This is a genomic window from Pseudomonas sp. NPDC087336 (genome assembly GCF_044744285.1).
In the GTDB taxonomy this organism is placed as follows: domain Bacteria; phylum Pseudomonadota; class Gammaproteobacteria; order Pseudomonadales; family Pseudomonadaceae; genus Aquipseudomonas.
This window is the reverse complement of record NZ_JBIUYA010000004.1, coordinates 178,143-197,306: the sequence shown is the minus strand read 5'-3', so window position 1 is coordinate 197,306 and position 19,164 is coordinate 178,143. Positions and strand designations below refer to the sequence as shown.

General features: G+C 62.3%; 12 protein-coding genes. 7 read left to right on the top strand and 5 right to left on the bottom strand.

Annotated features, from left to right (window positions below; translation table 11 throughout):
- Positions 1 to 63: 63 nt before the first annotated feature.
- Positions 64 to 957 carry a DMT family transporter gene (locus ACIO0C_RS05855; protein ID WP_401309011.1) on the top strand — a complete coding sequence of 298 codons (894 nt, stop codon included), beginning with the start codon at positions 64 to 66 and terminating at the stop codon, positions 955 to 957.
- Here the strand turns inward: ACIO0C_RS05855 and ACIO0C_RS05850 are convergent.
- From ACIO0C_RS05850 to recQ, 4 genes are all read right to left on the bottom strand, one after another.
- The gene (locus ACIO0C_RS05850; protein ID WP_008055542.1) at positions 951 to 1,241 is read right to left on the bottom strand and encodes a SelT/SelW/SelH family protein; all 291 of its coding nucleotides are present in this window, start codon (positions 1,239 to 1,241) and stop codon (positions 951 to 953) included. The genes ACIO0C_RS05855 and ACIO0C_RS05850 overlap by 7 nt on opposite strands.
- A gap of 104 nt (positions 1,242 to 1,345) precedes the next feature.
- Entirely contained in the window at positions 1,346 to 2,518 is a 1,173-nt protein-coding gene (locus tag ACIO0C_RS05845) for a FimV family protein (protein WP_401309008.1), read from the bottom strand.
- A gap of 129 nt (positions 2,519 to 2,647) precedes the next feature.
- Complete coding sequence (locus ACIO0C_RS05840) at positions 2,648 to 3,082, bottom strand: MarR family transcriptional regulator (RefSeq protein WP_401309005.1); 435 nt, start codon at positions 3,080 to 3,082, stop codon at positions 2,648 to 2,650.
- Positions 3,083 to 3,202: 120 nt separating this feature from the next.
- The gene (gene recQ, locus ACIO0C_RS05835; RefSeq protein WP_401309002.1) at positions 3,203 to 5,329 is read right to left on the bottom strand and encodes a DNA helicase RecQ; all 2,127 of its coding nucleotides are present in this window, start codon (positions 5,327 to 5,329) and stop codon (positions 3,203 to 3,205) included.
- 304 nt (positions 5,330 to 5,633) lie between these two features.
- Here recQ and ACIO0C_RS05830 point away from each other — a divergent pair, with 304 nt between their 5' ends.
- The 4 genes from ACIO0C_RS05830 to lapD are packed head-to-tail and all read left to right on the top strand — an operon-like array spanning position 5,634 to position 9,352.
- Positions 5,634 to 6,221 (top strand): UPF0149 family protein, encoded by a 588-nt coding sequence (locus ACIO0C_RS05830; protein ID WP_401308999.1) that lies wholly within the window; start codon positions 5,634 to 5,636, stop codon positions 6,219 to 6,221.
- Positions 6,222 to 6,231: 10 nt separating this feature from the next.
- Complete coding sequence (locus tag ACIO0C_RS05825; protein ID WP_401308996.1) at positions 6,232 to 6,627, top strand: YbaN family protein; 396 nt, start codon at positions 6,232 to 6,234, stop codon at positions 6,625 to 6,627.
- Positions 6,628 to 6,681: 54 nt separating this feature from the next.
- Complete coding sequence (lapG, locus tag ACIO0C_RS05820; RefSeq protein ID WP_401308993.1) at positions 6,682 to 7,389, top strand: cysteine protease LapG; 708 nt, start codon at positions 6,682 to 6,684, stop codon at positions 7,387 to 7,389.
- A 22-nt stretch (positions 7,390 to 7,411) separates the two neighbouring features.
- Positions 7,412 to 9,352: a cyclic di-GMP receptor LapD gene (gene lapD / locus ACIO0C_RS05815; protein ID WP_401308990.1), complete on the top strand. Its 1,941-nt coding sequence runs from the start codon at positions 7,412 to 7,414 to the stop codon at positions 9,350 to 9,352.
- A gap of 75 nt (positions 9,353 to 9,427) precedes the next feature.
- Here the strand turns inward: lapD and ACIO0C_RS05810 are convergent, their stop codons facing one another.
- Positions 9,428 to 14,977: a retention module-containing protein gene (locus ACIO0C_RS05810; RefSeq protein ID WP_401308987.1), complete on the bottom strand. Its 5,550-nt coding sequence runs from the start codon at positions 14,975 to 14,977 to the stop codon at positions 9,428 to 9,430.
- Positions 14,978 to 15,572: 595 nt separating this feature from the next.
- On the opposite strand from ACIO0C_RS05810, the gene ACIO0C_RS05805 reads away from it, so the two are divergent.
- Entirely contained in the window at positions 15,573 to 16,931 is a 1,359-nt protein-coding gene (locus ACIO0C_RS05805) for a TolC family outer membrane protein (RefSeq protein ID WP_401308985.1), read from the top strand.
- Between the two features lie 72 nt (positions 16,932 to 17,003).
- On the top strand, positions 17,004 to 19,163 hold the full coding sequence (locus tag ACIO0C_RS05800) for a type I secretion system permease/ATPase (RefSeq protein ID WP_401308982.1): 2,160 nt from the start codon (positions 17,004 to 17,006) through the stop codon (positions 19,161 to 19,163).
- Position 19,164: the final 1 nt, after the last annotated feature.

Genomic DNA, 19,164 nt, shown 5'->3' with positions numbered 1-19,164 from the left:
ACAGACACGGTGGCGGCAGGCGCGGTTAAATGACCGGACTCACGACCTTTACCAAGGATTGCCATGACTCCCCGTACCGCCCTGGGCGCCCTGCATATCGGCGCATTGATGTTCGGCCTGACCGGCGTGTTCGGCAAACTCGCCGCCGCCTCTGCGCCCATCATCGTCTTTGGCCGGGCGGCGTTCGCGGTGCTGGCGCTAGCATTCTTTGCACGCTTTGCCAGCCAGACCCGCTGGCAGAAACTCGAAGCCGTGGATGTGCGCCGACTGCTGCTCAGCGGTTTACTGCTGGCCGGGCACTGGGTGAGCTTCTTCATTTCGGTGAAAATCGCTGGCGTGGCCATCGCCACCCTGGGCTTTGCCAGTTTCCCGGCCTTTACCGTGATCCTTGAAGGGCTGTTTTTCCGTGAGCGGATCCGCGCCAATGAAATCCTGTTGGTGGCTCTGGTCAGTGTCGGGCTGGTGCTGGTCACGCCTGAGTTCGATCTGGGCAGTGGCGCCACAACCGGCCTGCTCTGGTCAATTGCGTCGGGCCTGCTGTTTTCCCTGCTGTCGCTGACCAACCGCGCAAGCTCCGCGCGCATCCCGCCGGTGCAGGCGGCGTTGTGCCAGAACGTGGTGGTCGGCTTGTGTCTGCTGCCGGCGGCAGCCCCGCATTTGAGCGAAGTGCGTGCCATCGACTGGCTGTGGATCGGCCTGCTCGGGGTGTTCTGCACCGGCGTCGCCCACAGCCTGTTTGTCGCCAGCCTGGCGGTGATCAAGGCGCGAACCGCCGCCGTGGTCTTCGCCCTGGAGCCGGTTTACGGGATCACCATGGCCTGGTTGCTGTTCAATGAAAACCCGACCCTGCGCATGCTGCTCGGCGGCGCATTGATCATCGTCGCGATCGTGGTGTCCAGCAGGCTTTCAAGTGGTTCCAGCAAGAAAGCCGTTGCTGCGGAGGCGGTGTCTCACTGAGTGGTGCGATCGTTGTGCCCCAGGTCGCGGTCCGGATCGATCTGGTCGCGGACTCGCTGCTTGAGCACCTTGGCCTCGGGGAAGCCGCCGTCAGCCTTGCGCTCCCAGAGCTGCACCTGGTCACAGAAAATGTGAAAGACCCCACCCGTGCCGGGCACCAGCGACACCTTGCCCAGGTCATCGCCAAAGGTGCTTAGCAGTTCCTGGGCCAGCCAGGCCGCACGCAACAGCCACTGGCATTGGGTGCAATAGGTGATGACGATTTCCGGTTTGCTGGCGGTCATGATCGTTGAAATTCCTGAGACGGAGGGCGCTGCCATGATAACGGGCTTTATTGCCCGGGATGAACGATTAGGCGGTGCGGCAGATACACCGCGGCGTTTGGCTCCTACCGTTTATCGTCAAGGGACGTGGGTTCGATGGTCCATTCGATCTCAGGCTCGGGCAGCGCTGTCGCTACGCAGGGCCGGGTGTTTTCCATCGGGCCCAGATCCCAATTCGTATCCATCGACAAGTCATCCAGATTCAACTGGAACTCATCGGTGAGTGACGGCTGCGAGGGCGTTGCCGGGGGCAACACCGTCGATGTAGCAACCGCGACCGGCGCAAGAACGCTCAATTGTGGAGAACGGACTTCCTGAAGTGTCTGCCCACCCTGCGTTACGGGTGGATTGGCCTGGGGGTCATGTTGCGATGGCTCTGGCAAAGCCTGATCCTGCTGTCGTTGACGGCGCCCCCATGCAAGCAGCAGCGCCAAGGCCAGCAGCGCCACAAACCCAAGCATCCATAGCCAGTTCACCCCTCGCTCCTCAACCACCACCGGCGCGGGCGCGGGCGCCACGGCAACCGGTTCCGTTGGAGCCTGCTGGACCTCCGACAATCGGGTTTGCAGCTCGGTCGCCTGCTTTTTCTCAACGGCGATCTGCTCGTCCTGTGCCTGAAGCTTCGCGTTGAGTTCATCGAGGCTCGCTTGCAACTGCTGGCTATGCAGGACACTGGCGACCAGTTGTTCAGCCAGGGGATCCACAGGCGTTGCCAGCGCTTCCCTGTTTACAGGTGGTGGCGCGACTGTCGGCTGAACACTCGGGAATGCAGAAGAAGGACGGCCCGGCGGCGGTTCATCGTCAATCGGTGCAATGTCTGCGGCACCCGGAGGATCGATGAGCACGGTGTACTCTCGCAACAAGCGGCCATTGGGCTGGTCGAGCTGAACCAGAAAATCCAGATAGGGTTCCTTCACCGGTTTCTTGGAGCTGACCCGGATCAGGCTGCGATCGCCCCGAAGAATGGGCGTGAACGTCAGGTCGTTGAGGAAAAATACGCGCTCGACGCCGGCGCGCATGAATTCGTCCGCCGTCGCCAGGCGCACCGACAGCTCGCCCTCGGCAAGTCCGGCCGTACCCACCAGGGCGATGTCAGCGCGTAGCGGTTGATTCAACGCCGAGTGCAGGGTGATTTCACCCAAACCCAACGCCGGCACCCAGGCCGAGTAAGTGACGGCGGCACTGGCCAGCAACAGCCTGGCACCACACCGTACAACCAATAGCCGACTCTGGAGCATGAACATCCCTTAGGTCACCAAAAAACCAATCTGCACGTGTTCGCACATCCGGTACGAACACGATATTGCCGAGTAGTTCTTATAGTCTGCCCAATGCGCTCACTCAAAAGTCTGGCGTGAAGCTTTGTCTCAGGATTTTTCGAGGTTGGCCAGAATGTGCCCGTGAACCCGCATGCACACCTTTACATCGGCCTCATCGACACCCTCGAAGAGTTCATGACGCAGTTGGGTGGCAATGGTTTCGATTTGTTCGATCAGGGGACGCGCCGGGGCACACAGCACGATTTTTTTTGCCCGACGGTCTTCTACCACCGCCTGGCGTTGCACCAGGCCCTGACTTTCCAGGCTGTCGAGCAGCCGAGCCAGGGTCGGCCCCTCGACACCGACGCTTTGCGCCAGCTCACGCTGGGTCGGGGCTTGTTCGAAGCGCGCCAGGTGTAACAGCACCAGCCAGCGGGCCTGGGACAATCCGAGCCCGGCAAGGCGACGGTCGAGCTCGGCACGCCAGCCACGCGACATCTGGGCCAATTGCATGCCAAAACGGTGTTGATCGGTCAACGACATAAAACACTCATGATTAGACTGAAAAAAGGGAAATACTAATAATTAGTCAGCTAAGCATGAGCCTTGGCTGGAGGCAAGGCTTGTTCTGTACTGAATCGTTACATCAGCGGGACCGGTGGCTCAAAGTTCGAACTCGGACTGCAGGGCAGCGCGAATACAGTACAAAACCCCTTCCGGTACGCGCCCCGCAAACAGCGCGGAAATTTCCGAGACAGGCGGCAGTTCACCTTCACCGTCGAGGAACGCATCCTGGACTTCGCCCATCAAGTCCTCCGGCAGATCCAGTGCCTGCTCCAGCGACAGCTGCTGTTTGCCGATCGCCTCCGCGAGCAGGGTGTAGACGTTCTTTTCCGAGCACTGCAACTGCCCGGCGATCTGCAACGGCGTCATGCCGGCACGCGCCAGGGTGATCAGCTCGTGGCGCAGGTCTGCCACGACTTTCGGTGCTTCGGCCTGGCCTGCGAGGACTTCGAGGAACGCCTCGCCATAACGCTCCAGCTTGCGTGCACCGACGCCGCTGACCCGGGCCATTTGCGCCAGCGTAGTCGGTTGGCTGCGCAGCATTTCCAGCAAGGTCGAGTCGGGGAAAATGACGTACGGCGGCACGCCATGTTCTTCGGCCAGCTTGCGGCGCAGGGCACGCAGGGCTTCCCACTGTTCGCGCTCTTCGCCGCGAACCAGTTGGCTCGCCTGGCTCTTGCTGCTCTTGGCTGTGGTTTGCGCCTTCAGGTCGCGACGCAATTCCAGGGTCACCTCGCCCTTGAGCAGCGGCCGGCACGTGTCGCTCAGGCGCAGGCCGCCGTAGCCTTCCAGGTCGATGTCGGCCAGGCCACGGGCCACCAGCTGGCGGAACAGCGAACGCCATTCGCCCTCGGCCATCGCCTTGCCGACCCCGTACACCGACAGGTGCTGATGCCCGAAGTTGCGTATTTTTTCGTTGTCCTTGCCCAGCAAGACATCCACCAGGTGCCCGACACCGTAGCGCTGGCCTGTGCGGTAGATCGCCGACAGCGCCTGACGGGCGGGCTCGGTGGCGTCCCAGGTTTGCACGCCGTCGACACAATTGTCGCAATGCCCGCAGGGCTCGGGCATGTCTTCGTCAAAGTAGGCCAGCAGCGTCTGGCGGCGGCAGCGGGTTTCCTCGCACAGCGAGAGCATGGCATCGAGCTTGTGTTGCTCCAGGCGCTTGTGGCGCTCATCGCCTTCGGAGTTCTGCAACATCTGCTTGAGCATCACCACGTCTTGCAGGCCATAGGCCATCCAGGCATCGGCCGGCAGACCGTCACGACCGCCGCGACCGGTTTCCTGGTAATAGGCTTCAAGTGACTTCGGCAAGTCGAGGTGAGCGACAAAGCGCACGTTGGGTTTGTCGATGCCCATGCCAAAGGCCACGGTGGCGACCATGATCAGGCCTTCCTCGTTGAGGAAGCGTTTCTGGTGGTGCGCCCGCAGATCGTTAGGCAGGCCGGCGTGATAGGGCAGCGCCGGAAACCCTTGTTCGGTGAGGAACGTAGCCACTTCCTCGACCTTCTTGCGCGACAGGCAATAGACGATGCCCGCATCGCTGCGACGTTCGGCGAGGAACGCCAGCAACTGCTTGCGCGGCTGTTCCTTGGGCACGATGCGATAAAAAATGTTGGGCCGGTCGAAGCTCGACAGGAAGCGCTCGGCCTCCTGCAGGTGCAGGCGCGTCACGATCTCTTCACGGGTACGCTTGTCGGCGGTGGCGGTCAGGGCGATGCGCGGGACGTCGGGGAACAATTGCGCCAACTGGCCCAATTGCAGGTATTCCGGGCGAAAGTCATGGCCCCATTGGGACACGCAGTGGGCTTCATCGATGGCAAACAGCGAGATATTCAGCCCTTGCAGGAAGCTCAGCATGCGCGGCTGGACCAGACGCTCGGGCGCGAGGTAGAGCATTTTCACCTCACCGCGCCGGATCCTGGCCGCCAGGTCACGCTGTTGTTCGGCACTGAGCGTGGAGTTCAATGCCGCGGCGGCCACACCCAGTTCTTCCAGGGTCGCGACCTGATCGTCCATCAGCGCGATCAGCGGCGAAACCACCACCGCCAGGCCCTCGCGCAGCAGCGCCGGCACCTGGAAGCACAGGGATTTACCACCCCCGGTAGGCATCAGGACCAGGGCATCGCCGCCACTGGCCACGCGCTCAATGATCGCACCCTGGCGGCCACGGAAACTGTCGTAGCCGAAGATGTCCTTGAGGACGCGCTGAGCCTGTTCGAGCATAAAAACTCCAAAAATCACCGAAACATCCCTGCAAGGCTGGTGCAGAACCCGCAACTTCGCACTGACAAATCGTAAGTACGGATTGCATGACGCTGTGCATTTAAGCCGCGAAACCAGCAGGGCATCACAAAACGCGCGAGTATACCCGACCCCTGTCCGGCAAAGCGCGCCGCTGAGAAGACACACGAAGACCAACGAGGCTCGCTTCCATGGGGAATGCGCTGCAAATATGCCGTGCGGCTGGCCCAAGCGCTCAAGAAGGCCTAGAATTCCCGCATCGAATATTCCCCAAGGTAGCCCTTTAATGTCCTTCGCTGAGCAACTAACCCGCTTGCAAGTCTTCCTCGACGCCGATGAACTGCATGACGAGGCGCTGGACTACGTGGCCGCCCACGGCTACCTGACCGCGCTGTCGATCTGTTCGGAAACCGTTCCCGATCGTGAATGGATCGATGCCCTGTTCGCTGAAGAGCCGCATTACAGCAGCGAAGCCCAGCGCGAAGAGATCGAAGCCACGCTGATCGGCCTCAAGGCGCACATCGCCCGCCAACTGGCCTCCGATGAAGAGTTCGAGCTGCCGTGCGACCTCGATCTGGGCGACGACCCGGACGATTCCGAACTGCGCGGCTGGTGCATCGGATTCATGGAAGGCGTATTCCTGCGCGAAGAAGCCTGGTTCGAAACCGCCGAAGACGAAGTCAGCGAAATGCTGCTGCCGATCATGGTAGGTTCCGGCCTGTTCGACGAGCAGCCGGAGTTCTCCGACATCGCCGCCGACGCCAACCTGATGGACGACATGATCGTGCAGATCCCGGAAGCCCTGACTGCGCTGTACCTGTTGTGCAACGCACCGGACGAAAAACCGGCGATCCTCAAGCCACGTCACCACTAAGGTTTTGCCTATGGACAACCCCATAGGCAACCGCTCCCTGATGTTGCGCTACGTGCTGCTGGCCATCGGCTGGCTGAGCGTAGCGCTGGGGGTGCTGGGGATTTTCCTGCCGGTGTTGCCCACCACGCCCTTCCTGTTGCTGGCGGCTGCCTGTTTCGCCCGCAGTTCACCGCGTTTCTATCAATGGCTGGTCGAGCACCCGCGGCTGGGGCCATGGATTCGTGACTACCTCGACGGCAACGGCATTCCGCTCAAGGGCAAGGTGTACGCCATCGGCCTGATGTGGGCGAGCATCCTGTTCTCCTGCTACCTGGTGCCGATGCCTTGGGCACGGGGGTTCATGCTGACCAGTGCGGTGCTGGTGACCCTGTACATCCTTCGGCAGAAAACCCTGCGTAAATCCTGACTGTCGTTGTAAACACCACCTAGACTTCAGTTCTCTGCACTCGAGCAGCCAGACATGCCGCGCAGGCCGGGTAGTCCAGGATGGTCAACACTCCGACTTCGGTTTGGCGGATGGCTGCTGCTCGCCAGTTTTCCGCTGGCCGTGCCTGGCAATGTCTGGCCGAGTTGGGATTTCGCGCAAATTGCGCAAACCGCCGAAAAACGCTATGCCAACCTGGGGCCGACGCAGGGACGCATCCAGTCCTGGAGTGAAATGCTGCAGGGCGAACGCGACCTGCCTGAGCAGGAACAATTGAATGCGGTCAATCACTACTTCAACCAGCAGCTGGAATTCCAGGACGACGTACGCATCTGGCACCAGAGCGATTACTGGGCCACGCCCGTCGAAGCGCTGATCAAGGCCGCCGGCGATTGCGAAGACTATGCCCTGGCGAAATACTTCAGCCTGCGCCAGCTGGGCATTCCCAGCGACAAGCTGCGCATTACCTACGTCAAAGCCCTGACCCGAAACCAGGCGCACATGGTGCTGACTTACTACAGCAGCCCCGGGGCCGAACCGCTGGTGCTCGATAATTTGATCGGCGACATCCGCCCCGCCTCGCAGCGCAAGGACCTGCTGCCGGTGTACGCATTCAACGCCGAAGGCCTGTACCTGCCCGGCAAGCCTGGCAACCCGCGCAGCGGCGACTCGAAAAAACTGTCACGCTGGCAAGACGTCTTGAAAAAAATGCAATCCGAAGGGTTCGCCGTGGGCGACGGTTAGCCGCCACGCCAAGGAGCGCTCGATGAAACTGCGCAACCAGTTGTTTCTCGCCATTTGCCTGTTCTTGCTGGTGGCCTTCAGCGGCAGTTTTTATGCCAGCCTGGAAAGCTCTCGCGAGCAGACGCTTGGGCAGTTGCGCGCCCATGCCCAGGACGCCGCGACCGCCTTGGGCCTGACCTTGACCACACAGGTCGACGACCCGGCCATGATGGAGTTGATGGTCAGTTCGATTTTCGACAGCGGCTATTTCAGCGACATCCGCGTGACCCACCTGGAAAATCGGCAGGTGTTGGTGCAGCGCAGTATCCCCGAGCAAATCGACGGCGTGCCCGGCTGGTTCGTCAACCTGGTGAATTTGCGTCCCGAGGGTGGCGATGCACTGATCACCCGTGGCTGGCAACAGGTGGCGCGGGTCGAAGTATTGAGCAATCCACAATTCGCCCTGGCCAAACTCTGGGACAGCACACTGGGCAGCCTCGTCTGGTTGCTGCTCTGTGGGCTGCTCAGTGCGGTGTTCGGTGGCTGGTTGCTGCGTCGACAGTTTCGTCCGCTCGACAGCATGGTCCGCCAGGCCGACGCCATCAGCAAACGCGAATTTCTCAGCGTGCCGACGCTGCCGCGCACACCGGAATTGAAACGTGTGGTGCTGGCGATGAACCAGATGGTCGAGAAGCTCAAGACGTTGTTCGCCGAAGAGGCCGCTCGCAGTGAAAAACTGCTCCACGACTCCTATCAGGACAGCCTGACAGGGCTGGCCAACCGGCGATTGCTCGATGAACAATTGGCCGATCAATTGCTGGTCACCGAGCAAAATGGCGGCGGTCACCTGATGATGCTGCAGCTCAACGACCTGGCCGGCCTTAATCAGCGCCTTGGCGGGGAACGTACCGATGCGTTGATTGGTGCGGTCGGCGATTTGCTCAAGCGTCTGACACAGGTTCCGGAACGTCGCACCTGGCTGGCAGCGCGCAATCGCGGCGGCGAATTCAGCCTGCTGGCACCAGATCTCGATACCGAGGATGCGACACGCCTGGCCGCCGAGATCAGCGCCACCCTGGAAAACCTGCGCCTGACCGGTGACAGTGATTGCATGCCCGTCGCCCATCTGGGCATCGTCGCCTTCCATCCTGGCGACCCGGCAAGCCATGTTCTGCATCAACTGGACCAGGCACTGAACGAAGCCCGGCAACATCCCGAGCGTCCCTGGGCCGTGTCGGGTCGCAGCGACAGCACGCCAAGGCAGGCCCAACACCACTGGCACAGCTGGATCGACGATGCCCTGAACGAAGGCAAACTGCAGTTGTATTTCCAACCGGTGGTGCAATGCGCCGACACCCACCAGGTGCTGCATCACAAAGTCCTCGCACGCCTGCTCGATCCACAGGGCGAAGCGATTGCCGCCGGCCAGTTCTTGCCGTGGATCGAGCGTTTTGGCTGGTCGGCGCGCTTTGACCTGGCGATGCTTGAAGCCACCCTCGAGTACCTTGTCATCAACCGTTTGCCCCTGGCCTTGAGCCTGTCCGGCAGCACATTGCGCGACCAGGCGCAGCTGCAAATAATCCTCGACACACTGCAATCCCTGCCGGAACTGGCGCCCCTGCTGACCCTGGAAATCGATGAACGCCAACTGCCACCACCGGATCAACTGCAACGCTTGAGCCACAGCCTGCTCGACACCGGTTACCGTATCGGGCTGCAGCATTTTGGCGGTCACTTCAGCCAGATTGGCAACCTGACTCAACTGGGGCTGGCTTACCTTAAAATCGACGGAGTCTACATCCGTGGCATCGATGTGGAGCGTGACAAACGGTTGTTCATCAAGGCGGTTTGCCGCACGACCCACAGCATCGACTTGCCCTTGATAGCGGAGCAAGTGGAAACCCAGGGCGAACTGGACACGATCAAGGCACTGGGGGTGTTTGGCGTGATGGGCCGTTTGGTCGGGAAGCCGCTGCCGATGTGATTTGCAACGATTCGCACACAGAAAAAAACCGCCCCCCTTGCACAAGGAGGGCGGTTTTTTCGTTGCGGTTTCAGGTCACACGGTATCCACCTTCAGCGAATGGTCATTGAGCATGCCGTTGATGATGGTGGCCGTGTCCGCGCCGCCGATGACTCCGTCCGCCCCCGGCGTCACCCCGTAGTGACTGGCCAGGTTGACACCTGCCAGGTCAATGGTCTGGTTCGGCGCCGCGCCAGCCATGGCACTGACATCGATGCTGGTCACCAGTGAAGCGCCGCTGCCACTGACGGTGAAGTGCAGGTAGTCATCCAGCGAGGCGGCGGTGCTGTTCTCCCCTTGCAGCAGTTGCGACAGGTCGAGCTTGTCAGCACCCGGCGTAAAGTCGGTGATGATGTCGTGGCCGTTGTTGCCGTTGAGCCACTGGAAGGTGTCGGCACCACTGCCGCCGGTCAGGGTGTTGTTGCCCAGGCCGCCAACCAGGAAGTCGTCGCCACCCTCACCGTTGAGCACGTCGTTGCCCAGGCCGCCGGTGATGATGTTGCTGTGGTTGTCTCCCGTGAGTGCGTCATTGAAGTTGGAACCGGTCAGGTTTTCGATGGCGGTCAGGGTGTCGCTGCCGGCACCGACGGTATTCTGTGCCCCGGTCTCGCCGAGATTGACCGTGACCCCGGCGGTGGCGTGGGCATAGCTGGCGGTGTCGCTGCCCGTCCCCCCATCGAGCAGGTCGTTGCCCGGTCCGCTGTAGAGCAAGTCATTGCCGGCATCACCGTGCAGCTCGGTGTTGCCGGTGACTGCGGTCAGCACGTCGTTACCGATGCTCATGCTGTCGCCGCCGCCCTGGTGGTCGCTGGCACTGTAGGCGTGATCCGGCGCGGTTTCCTGGGCCCCGGAGTAATCGACGGTCATCTTCAACTGATAGTTTTCAGCGCTGTTTGCGCCTGGGCCCGAACCGTCGGGGATGTTGCTGATGTGGATGTGATAGGTCGCATCCGCCGTCGCCTTGATGGTCTGGTCATCAGCGATGGCGATGTAGGCGCCATCGTTGATCGAGTACTCCAGGCTGACCTGGCCGGCGGTGAGGTTGTGATCCAGGTTGAGGGTTTCGCCCTGCTTGAGATTGACGGTTATCAGGTCATCGCTGTTGTTACCGTTGACCGCAGCCAGCGCGCCGCTGACCACCAGGACCGCGGTCATGGCCGCCGTATTCGCGACGAAGGCGCTGCGGGCTATATCGGCATTGCTGCCGGAGACGTTGTAGTTCTGCTGGGTCCCGGTAAAGTCCGCGCCTTTTGCGATCAGGTCCTGGCCGCCGGCTTTTCCATGGGCACTCGCGTCGCTGTCACGGCCCGCCACCACGCAACTGTTGTTGGACACATCGATGGTCACGGTGGTGGTGCTTTCATCACCGTCACCGTCGCGCAGGGTGTAGGTGAAGACGTCGCTCGCCCCCTGGCCGCCCACCGAGTTCGGGTAGCTGTGGTACAGCGCGTTGCCCGCCGCATCCAGCGTCAGGTAGCCGTAGGTCCCGTTGATCTGGCTGTTCAAACCGCCATGCACCGGGGTCGACGTGTCGTCGCCGGCACGCACGCCAACCACGCCGCCACCGGCGAACTGGCCATCGGCCCCCACGTTGTCGTTCCACAGCACATTGCCGCCGATGTAGCCGCCCTCTCCTACCGAGGTGTGGTCGGCGTTAGCGGTGGGCACGTCATCGACGATATTGACCACGATGGTGCTGGTGGCGATGTTGCCCAGGGCGTCGATGGCCTGGTAGGTAAAACTTTCGTGAACGGTGTTGGCGCCGTCGTTGGCTGGCGGCGTGGTGCTGGCCGGCGACGTCAGGGTGTAGGTGTAGCTGCCGTCGGGGTGCAGCAGCAGCTGGCCGTAGGTGCCGATGGCATTGCTGACCAGGCTGTAGGTGATGGCACCGCTGCCGCCATGGACCGCGCCGACCAGGGTGCCGCTGGCGGTTTCGCCGGGGTTACACGGCTGGGCCAGGGCATTTTCGTAGACGGTCACGTCCTGATCGCTGGCCGCGACCAGGCAACTGTTGTGCACGTCGATCGTGATGGTGGTGGTGCTTTCATCACCGTCACCATCACGCAGGGTGTAGGTGAACACGTCGCTCGCACCCGGGCCGCCCACCGAGTTCGGGTAGCTGTGGTACAGCGCGTTACCCGCCGCGTCCAGGGTCAGGTAGCCGTAGGTGCCGTTGATCTGGCTGTTCAGGCCGCCATGCACCGGACTTGAGGTATCAGAGCCGGCACGCACGCCGACCACGCCACCGCCGGCGAACTGGCCATCGGCCCCCGCGTTGTCGTTCCACAGCACGTTGCCGCCGATGTAGCCGCCCTCTCCTACCGAGGTGTGGTCGGCGTTAGCGGTGGGCACGTCATCGACGATGTTGACCACGATGGTGCTGGTGGCGATGTTGCCCAGGGCGTCGATGGCCTGGTAGGTAAAACTTTCGTGAACGGTGTTGGCGCCATCGTTGGCCGTCGGCGTGGTGCTGGCCGGCGAAGTCAGGGTGTAGGTGTAGCTGCCGTCGGGGTGCAGCCGCAGTTGGCCGTAGGTGCCGATGGCATTGCTGACCAGGCTGTAGGTGATGGCGCCGCTACCGCCATGGACTGCGCCGACCAGAGTGCCACTGGCGGTTTCGCCGGGGTTGCACGGCTGGCTCAGGGCATTTTCGTAGACGGTCACGTCGTCGCTGGCCGCGACCAGGCAGCTGTTGTGCACGTCGATCGTGATGGTGGTGGTGCTTTCGTCACCGTCACCATCGCGCAGGGTGTAGGTGAACACGTCTGTCGCACCCGGGCCGCCCACCGAGTTCGGGTAGCTGTGGTACAGCGCGTTACCCGCCGCGTCCAGGGTCAGGTAGCCGTAGGTGCCGTTGATCTGGCTGTTCAGGCCGCCATGCACCGGAGTCGAAGTGTCGGAGCCTGCGCGCACGCCGACCACGCCACCGCCTGCAAACTGGCCATCGGCTCCCGCGTTGTCGTTCCACAGCACATTGCCGCCGATGTAGCCGCCCTCTCCCACCGAGGCTATATCAGGGGTAGCGGTGGGCACGTCATCGACAATGTTGATCACGATGGTGCTGGTGGCGATGTTGCCTTGGGCATCGATGGCCTGGTAGGTGAAGCTTTCGTGCAGGGTGTTGGCGCCATCGTTGGCCTGCGGCATCGTGCTGGCCGGCGAAGTCAGGGTGTAGGTGTAGCTGCCATCAGGGTGCAGCAACAGCTGGCCGTAGGTGCCGATGGCATTGCTGAGCAGGCTGTAGGTGATGGCGCCACTGCCGCCATGGACCGCGCCGACCAGGGTGCCGCTGGCGGTTTCGCCGGGGCTGCACGGTTGGCTGCCATTCACGCTGCCGGGGGCCAGGTCCTGGCCGTCCTGGTGCAGGTCCAGGGCTTTTTCGTAGACGGTCACGTCGTGGTCGCTGACCGCCACAAAGCAACTGTTGTGCACGTCGATAGTGACGGTGGTGGTGCTTTCGTCACCGTCGGCATCGCGCAGGGTATAGGTGAACACGTCGCTCGCGCCCGGGCCGCTCACCGAGTTCGGGTAACTGTGGTACACGGCGTTGCCCGCCGCATCCAGCGTCAGGTAGCCGTAGGTGCCATTGATCTGGCTGTTCAGGCCGCCATGCACCGAGGTCGAGGTATCGGAGCCAGCGCGCACGCCGACCACGCCGCCACCGGAGCCATCGGCGCCGCCGACGTCGTTCCACAGCACGTTGCCGGTGACGGTGCCACCCTCGACCACCGACGTCGCATCGGGTTTGGCGGTCGGCAGGTCGTCGACGATCTTGACGTTGATTTCCCCGCGCGCCTCGCTGCCGTCGGCATCGACGGCGATGACTTCGAAGTTCTCGCTGATGCTGTTGGCGCCGTCGGCGTTGGGGTGGGTGTCGGTGTAGTTCAGGGTGTAGCTGTAGCTCACCACGCCAGTGGCCGGGTCATAGCCGGTGACGGTCAGGGTGCTGCCCAGCCAGGTGCTGCCGGAGATCGGCAAGGGCTGCACCACGCCACCGCTGATGATCGCGACGCCGGAAATGCTCAGGCTCTGCAGGCCATCCGGGGCGTTGACGGTGAAGGTCCCATGCTGTGTCAGCGCCGGGGCGTCGGGGTCGCTGCCGTACATGAGGTTTTTCTCGTAGACGGTCAGTTCGCCGCCTGCGACGTCCAGGCCACCAAGGGTCACCCCGTCATCGTTGTTGTGCACGTTCAGCACCAAGTGGGCGGTGCTGCTGTCGCCGTCGGCGTCGGTCAGGGAGTAGGTGAACGTCTCGGTGCCGTTGCCACCGGCGTGCAAGGCCTTGAAGTCGGCATCGCCGGGATTGAGGGTGTAGGTGTAGGTGCCATTGGCGTTGAGCACCAGGGTGCCGTAGGTGCCGATGAAGGTGCCGGGGGTGATCGGGCCACTTGCAGGGCCGGTTGTTATACGGTCGGCGCCTTGCACGTCATTGCCCAGGACGCTGCCTTCGAGGGTGAGCCGGGTTTCCGAGGCGGTGTCGGGGTTGTCGTCATCGTACGCCTTGGGCCTGTCGTCGAGGATGGTGACGTCCAGGGAACCGGTGGCGGTGTCGCCATTGCTGTCACCCGCAATCACGGTGAAGTGTTCGCTGAGGTGAGTGCCGTCGCCGCTCGAATGGTTTTCGTTGTCGTTGAGGGTGTAGCTGTAATTCACCACGCCCGTGGTCGGGTTGTACCCGGTGATGGTCAGGGTGCTGCCCAGCGGCGTGGTGATCGACTGCGGGAACCCGCTGGCCACGCCAGCGCTGATCACGCTGATCCCGCCGATGGTGAGGCTGGTCAGCCCGTCCAGCGCCGTGACGGTGAAGGTGCCGTTCTGGGTCAGCGCGGCGGGATTGCTTGCCGAACCGTCAGGCAGGTTGGCTTCCTTGACGGTCAGCTCACCGCCGGCCACCGACAGGCCATCGAGGGTGACCGGATTGTTCACGGGTGGTGTGACTGTCGGTGGCAAGACTTCAGGCGGCGTGACGACAGGAGGCAAGACAACAGGCGGTGTGACGTCCGTTGGTGGGACTTCGGGAAGAGTGACCACTGGCGGCGTAATCAGCGGTGCAGCCGCATCGCCGTCGGGGTTTCGATCGCCGTCGTGCCGCGCAAGCGGGAACTCTGGAATGCCGTTGAACCCGGCGGTGGGGAAGCCAATGGTCGGTTCGACCCGCCCGCCCACTTCCTCGAGCATGACGAAACTGTGGCCCCCACCCTGTGCTCCCTCGGCAGGGCCGGTCGAACCCGGGCCGGCCGCCGTGGCTTCAGCGGTTTGGGTCGGGTCGTCACCGGCGGCAATGGCTTTTTGCAATTGCTCGACATCGGTCAACTGCGCCTGGCTCGGGGTCGTCGCTTCAACCGTCTCCACATGGGGCGACGTCTGCGCCAGCAACTGGGCGGTCATTTGCAGGCTACTGCTGCGACCCAGCGTCAGTTCATCGCCATTTTGCAGATGCACCGCCACCGCGCCTTCGGCCCCGGTCACCAGTTGATCGCCGGCAAATAACCGGTCCCCCTCGATCAGCACTCGACGGGTGCCGTCACCCGCCACCGCGAAGACCTGACCGATAACCTTGCTGACGATACCGATGAGCGTAGCCATGTGCATTCCCTCCGCTGCCAACGCTTTGTCGGCACCCTGTCTGAATGCGGAGAACATGCCCATGGGTTCAAGCGGATTAACTGGCCGATCGCCTGCCGGTCAACACGGATTACCCCAAGTAAGCCGGTGCCCTGACGTCGATTTCGTCCAGCGAATTGCTCGCGGCCGATGTCTGCGACCCGGATAAACCCTTTGCAATCAATGGCATTGGGCTACCTGTCAAAAACAACGTAATCCGCCAGCGCTGCGTAACAGTCCTGAATCACCTTGGCGACAAAAAACCGTCACCCCAGTCTGCGCCGCATCCCTCCCCTCCAGCACTTCTCCGCCCTTTGTCGATAAGTGGACTTGAACTTTCCTCAAGCTCTGATGAGCGCCATAAGGCACATAAATCAAGGGCTTTCGCAGAGAACAATGTGCTGGATTTGGCAGAGTACATAAGTTTTTTTTGGCATAAGTCTTATGAGAAAAACTTCTTAGGTTCGCCTCAAAATGTTCTTAGCTCTGATGTTACAAGTATGAAACGGTTTTACCTATAAATGTCGTCAATTAATTGGCGACTCATAAAGCATCATTAGGATTCAGGGAGATGAACATGCGTCTTTTAACCCCCCTCTGCAGCGCGGTTCTGCTGGCCATTGCCTGCACTTCCCAGGCGCACGCCATGTCATTGACCGAAGCGATCCAGAGCACTATCGCCACCCATCCCGAGCTCGCCTCGCGGGTGGACAGCCGTCTGTCGGCTGACGAAGACGTGAAAGTCGCCAAGGGGGGCTTTTATCCATCAGTGGACCTCAATGCCGCGTACGGGCGCGGGTACAGCGACAACACCAACACGCGGGCGCTTGGCAATCACCATACCGAAATCCTCAATTACACCCAGTCGGAACTGCGCCTGCGGCAGATGCTCTTCGATGGGTTCAACACCGCCAACGAAGTCGAACGCACCAAGGGCGTCGTCAACTCCCGGGCGTATTACGCCCAGGGCACCGCCCAGGACCTGGCCCTGCGCACCATCGAGGTCTACCTCGAAGTGCTCAAGCGCCGCGAACTGGTGACGCTGGCCAAGAACAACCTGCAAGCGCACTTGCGGGTCAACGACCAGATCGGCCTGCGTACCCAGCGTGGGATCGGCAGCAACGCCGACGCCGACCAGTCCACTGCCCGTCGCGCGCTGGCGGAAAACAACCTCGACACCGCCGAAGTCGATCTGGCCGACGCCGAGTCGAATTTCGCCGCCGTGGTCGGGCGCTTGCCCGATGAACTCGAAGCCCCGTCGTCGATCCGTGGTGAAGTACCGGCCTCGCTGACGGAAGCCCAGCAAAGCATGGTGGACAACAACCCCTACCTGAAATCCGCCCAGGCCGACGTGCAATCGGCCGAGAGCCAGTACGAGGTCGCCAAGTCGCCGTTCTACCCACGCTTCGACGCCGAAGCCGCGGTGGGCGCGAACAACAACATCGCGGGCGAAGAAGGCCATGACAACGAGTGGCGGGTGGGCGTGGTGATGAACTACAACCTGTTCCGCGGCGGCAGTGACAAGGCGCGCCTGCAGTCCGATGCCCACAAGATCAATCAGGCGATGGACATTCGCAACAACGCCCTGCGCCAGCTCAACGAAAACATCCACCTGGCCTGGAACGCGATGGTCAACGCCAAGAAACAAACCCCGACCGCCCGCGAGTACGCCGAAACCAGCCGACGCGTGCGCGTGGCGTATCAGGATCAGTTCGGCCTCGGCCAAAGGACCCTGCTCGACCTGCTGGACAGCGAAAACGAGCTTTACAACGCCAACCGCCGTTACACCGAAGTCCGCTACACCGAGGAGTTTTCGATGTACCGGGTGCTGGCGAACATGGGGCAATTGCTGAGCAAGCAACGCGTGGTGCTGCCCGCCGACGCCATCGCCCAGGCGGAAGTGAAAAGCGAAGCTCGACTGCCTGAACTCAAATGAGTCCCCCTGTAGGAGCTGCCGCAGCTCCTACCGTGATGTGCAGGTATCTATGCAATTACCGGAGCGATCAATGTGACCAGCATGGAAACCGCCAACACCGGTGTCGATCCACGCCTGAGCTTCGATGACCCGCTCCTGGACGGTCTGTTGATCCTCTGCAAACTCCACGGCGCGACGGTCAGTCGCGCCAGCCTCAGTGCCGGGCTGCCTATGGCACACCAACGCCTGAGCCTGGACCTGCTGCCCCGCGCAGCGGCCCGGGCGGGATTGCAGGCACGCCTGCTGCGCCGCGACCTCAAGGACATCTCTGCCCTGAACCTGCCGGTACTGCTGTTGCTCAACAACGGACGCACCACCGTGCTGCGCCGCTTTGGCGAGGATGGCCGGGTCCTGATCCTGCCCAGCGAAGCCGATGGCGGCGAACAATGGACCACTGTCCAGGAGCTTGCCGGGCATTACAGTGGCCAGGCGTTGTTCGCCCGGCCACGGCATGAACTCGAAGACCTTCGCTCACCGCTGGTGCCACGGGTGCAGGCGTGGTTTCGCGATACCCTGAAGCTGTCGAAATGGTTGTACAGCGATGCGATCCTGGCGAGTTTCCTGATCAACCTGCTGGGACTGATGGTGCCGCTGTTCGTGATGCAGACCTACGACCGCGTGGTGCCGAACCAGGCCACCTCGACGCTGTGGGTGCTGTCCATCGGTCTGCTGATCGGCACCGGGTTCGAACTGGTGTTGCGGGTGGTGCGCGCGCATTTGCTGGACACCGCCGGCAAGAAGACCGACGTGATTCTCTCCGCGACCCTGTTCGAACGCATCACCGGCATGGCGATGAAAGCCAGACCCGCGACCATCGGTGGTTTTGCCCAGAGCATTCACGATTTCCAGGGCTTGCGCGAGTTTCTCACCGCCGTGACCCTCACCAGCCTGATCGACCTGCCCTTTGCCCTGTTGATGCTGGTGGTGATCGGCCTGCTGGGCGGCTGGCTGGTGGTGATTCCGGTCCTGGCGTTTCCGATCACGATCATTTTCGCCATGATCATCCAGGCGCGTTTGCGCGACACCGTGCAGAAAAGCCTGAGCCTGGGCGCCGAACGCCAGGCCCTGCTGATCGAAACCCTTGGTGGCCTGGAAACCCTCAAGGCCTGCAGCGCAGAAAGCGAGCGCCAGCACAAATGGGAAAGCACCCACGGCGCCCTCACCCGCCTCGACAGCCACGCGCGTAACCTCTCGGCGCTGGCCACGAATGGCACGCTGTTCATCCAGCAGTTTTCCGGCATGGCGACCATCGTGGCCGGGGTCTACAGCATCATCGCCGGCAACCTTAGCGTCGGCGCGCTGGTGGCGACCTACATGCTCGGCAGCCGGGTACTGGCGCCGCTGGGGCAAATCGCGGGCCTGATCACCCGCTACCAGCAAGCGCAACTGACCATGAAAAGCACCGACGCGCTGATGTCCCTGCCCCAGGAGCGCGACGCCAGGCAAAGGCCGCTGGAGCGCACACAACTGCAAGGCGCCCTGGATGTGGTCGGCGTGACCTTCCACTACAACGGCCAGAACGCCCCGGCGCTGGCCAATATCAGTTTCAGCGTAAAACCCGGTGAACGGATCGGCATCATCGGTCGCAGCGGCTCGGGCAAAAGTACCCTGGCGCGGCTGGTGATGGGGTTCTACGAACCGGCGCAAGGCCAATTGCTGCTCGATGGCCTGGACCTGCGTCAACTCGACGTCGCGGACCTGCGACACCAGATCGGCTACGTCGCCCACGACCTGCCGCTGCTGGCCGGCAGCCTGCGTGACAACCTGACCCTGGGCGCGCGCTACATCAGCGATTCGCGCATGCTCGAAGTGGCCGAACTGACCGGCGTCACCGAATTGGCCCGGCAACACCCGCAAGGCTTCGATCGCCCGGTCGGCGAGCGCGGGCAGTTGCTGTCCGGTGGTCAACGCCAAGCGGTGCTACTGGCCCGCGCCTTGTTGCTCGACCCGCCGATCATGCTGCTCGACGAGCCCACCAGTGCCATGGACAACAGCAGCGAAGACGCCTTGCGGCAAAAACTCCACACCTGGGTCCAGGGCAAGACCCTGCTGCTGGTGACCCATCGCACCTCGATGCTCAGCCTGGTCGATCGCCTGGTGGTGCTGGACAACGGGCGGATCGTCGCCGACGGCCCGAAAGAAGCGGTCATCGATGCACTGCGCAAGGGCCGTGTCGGCTCTGCGGCCGTCTAGG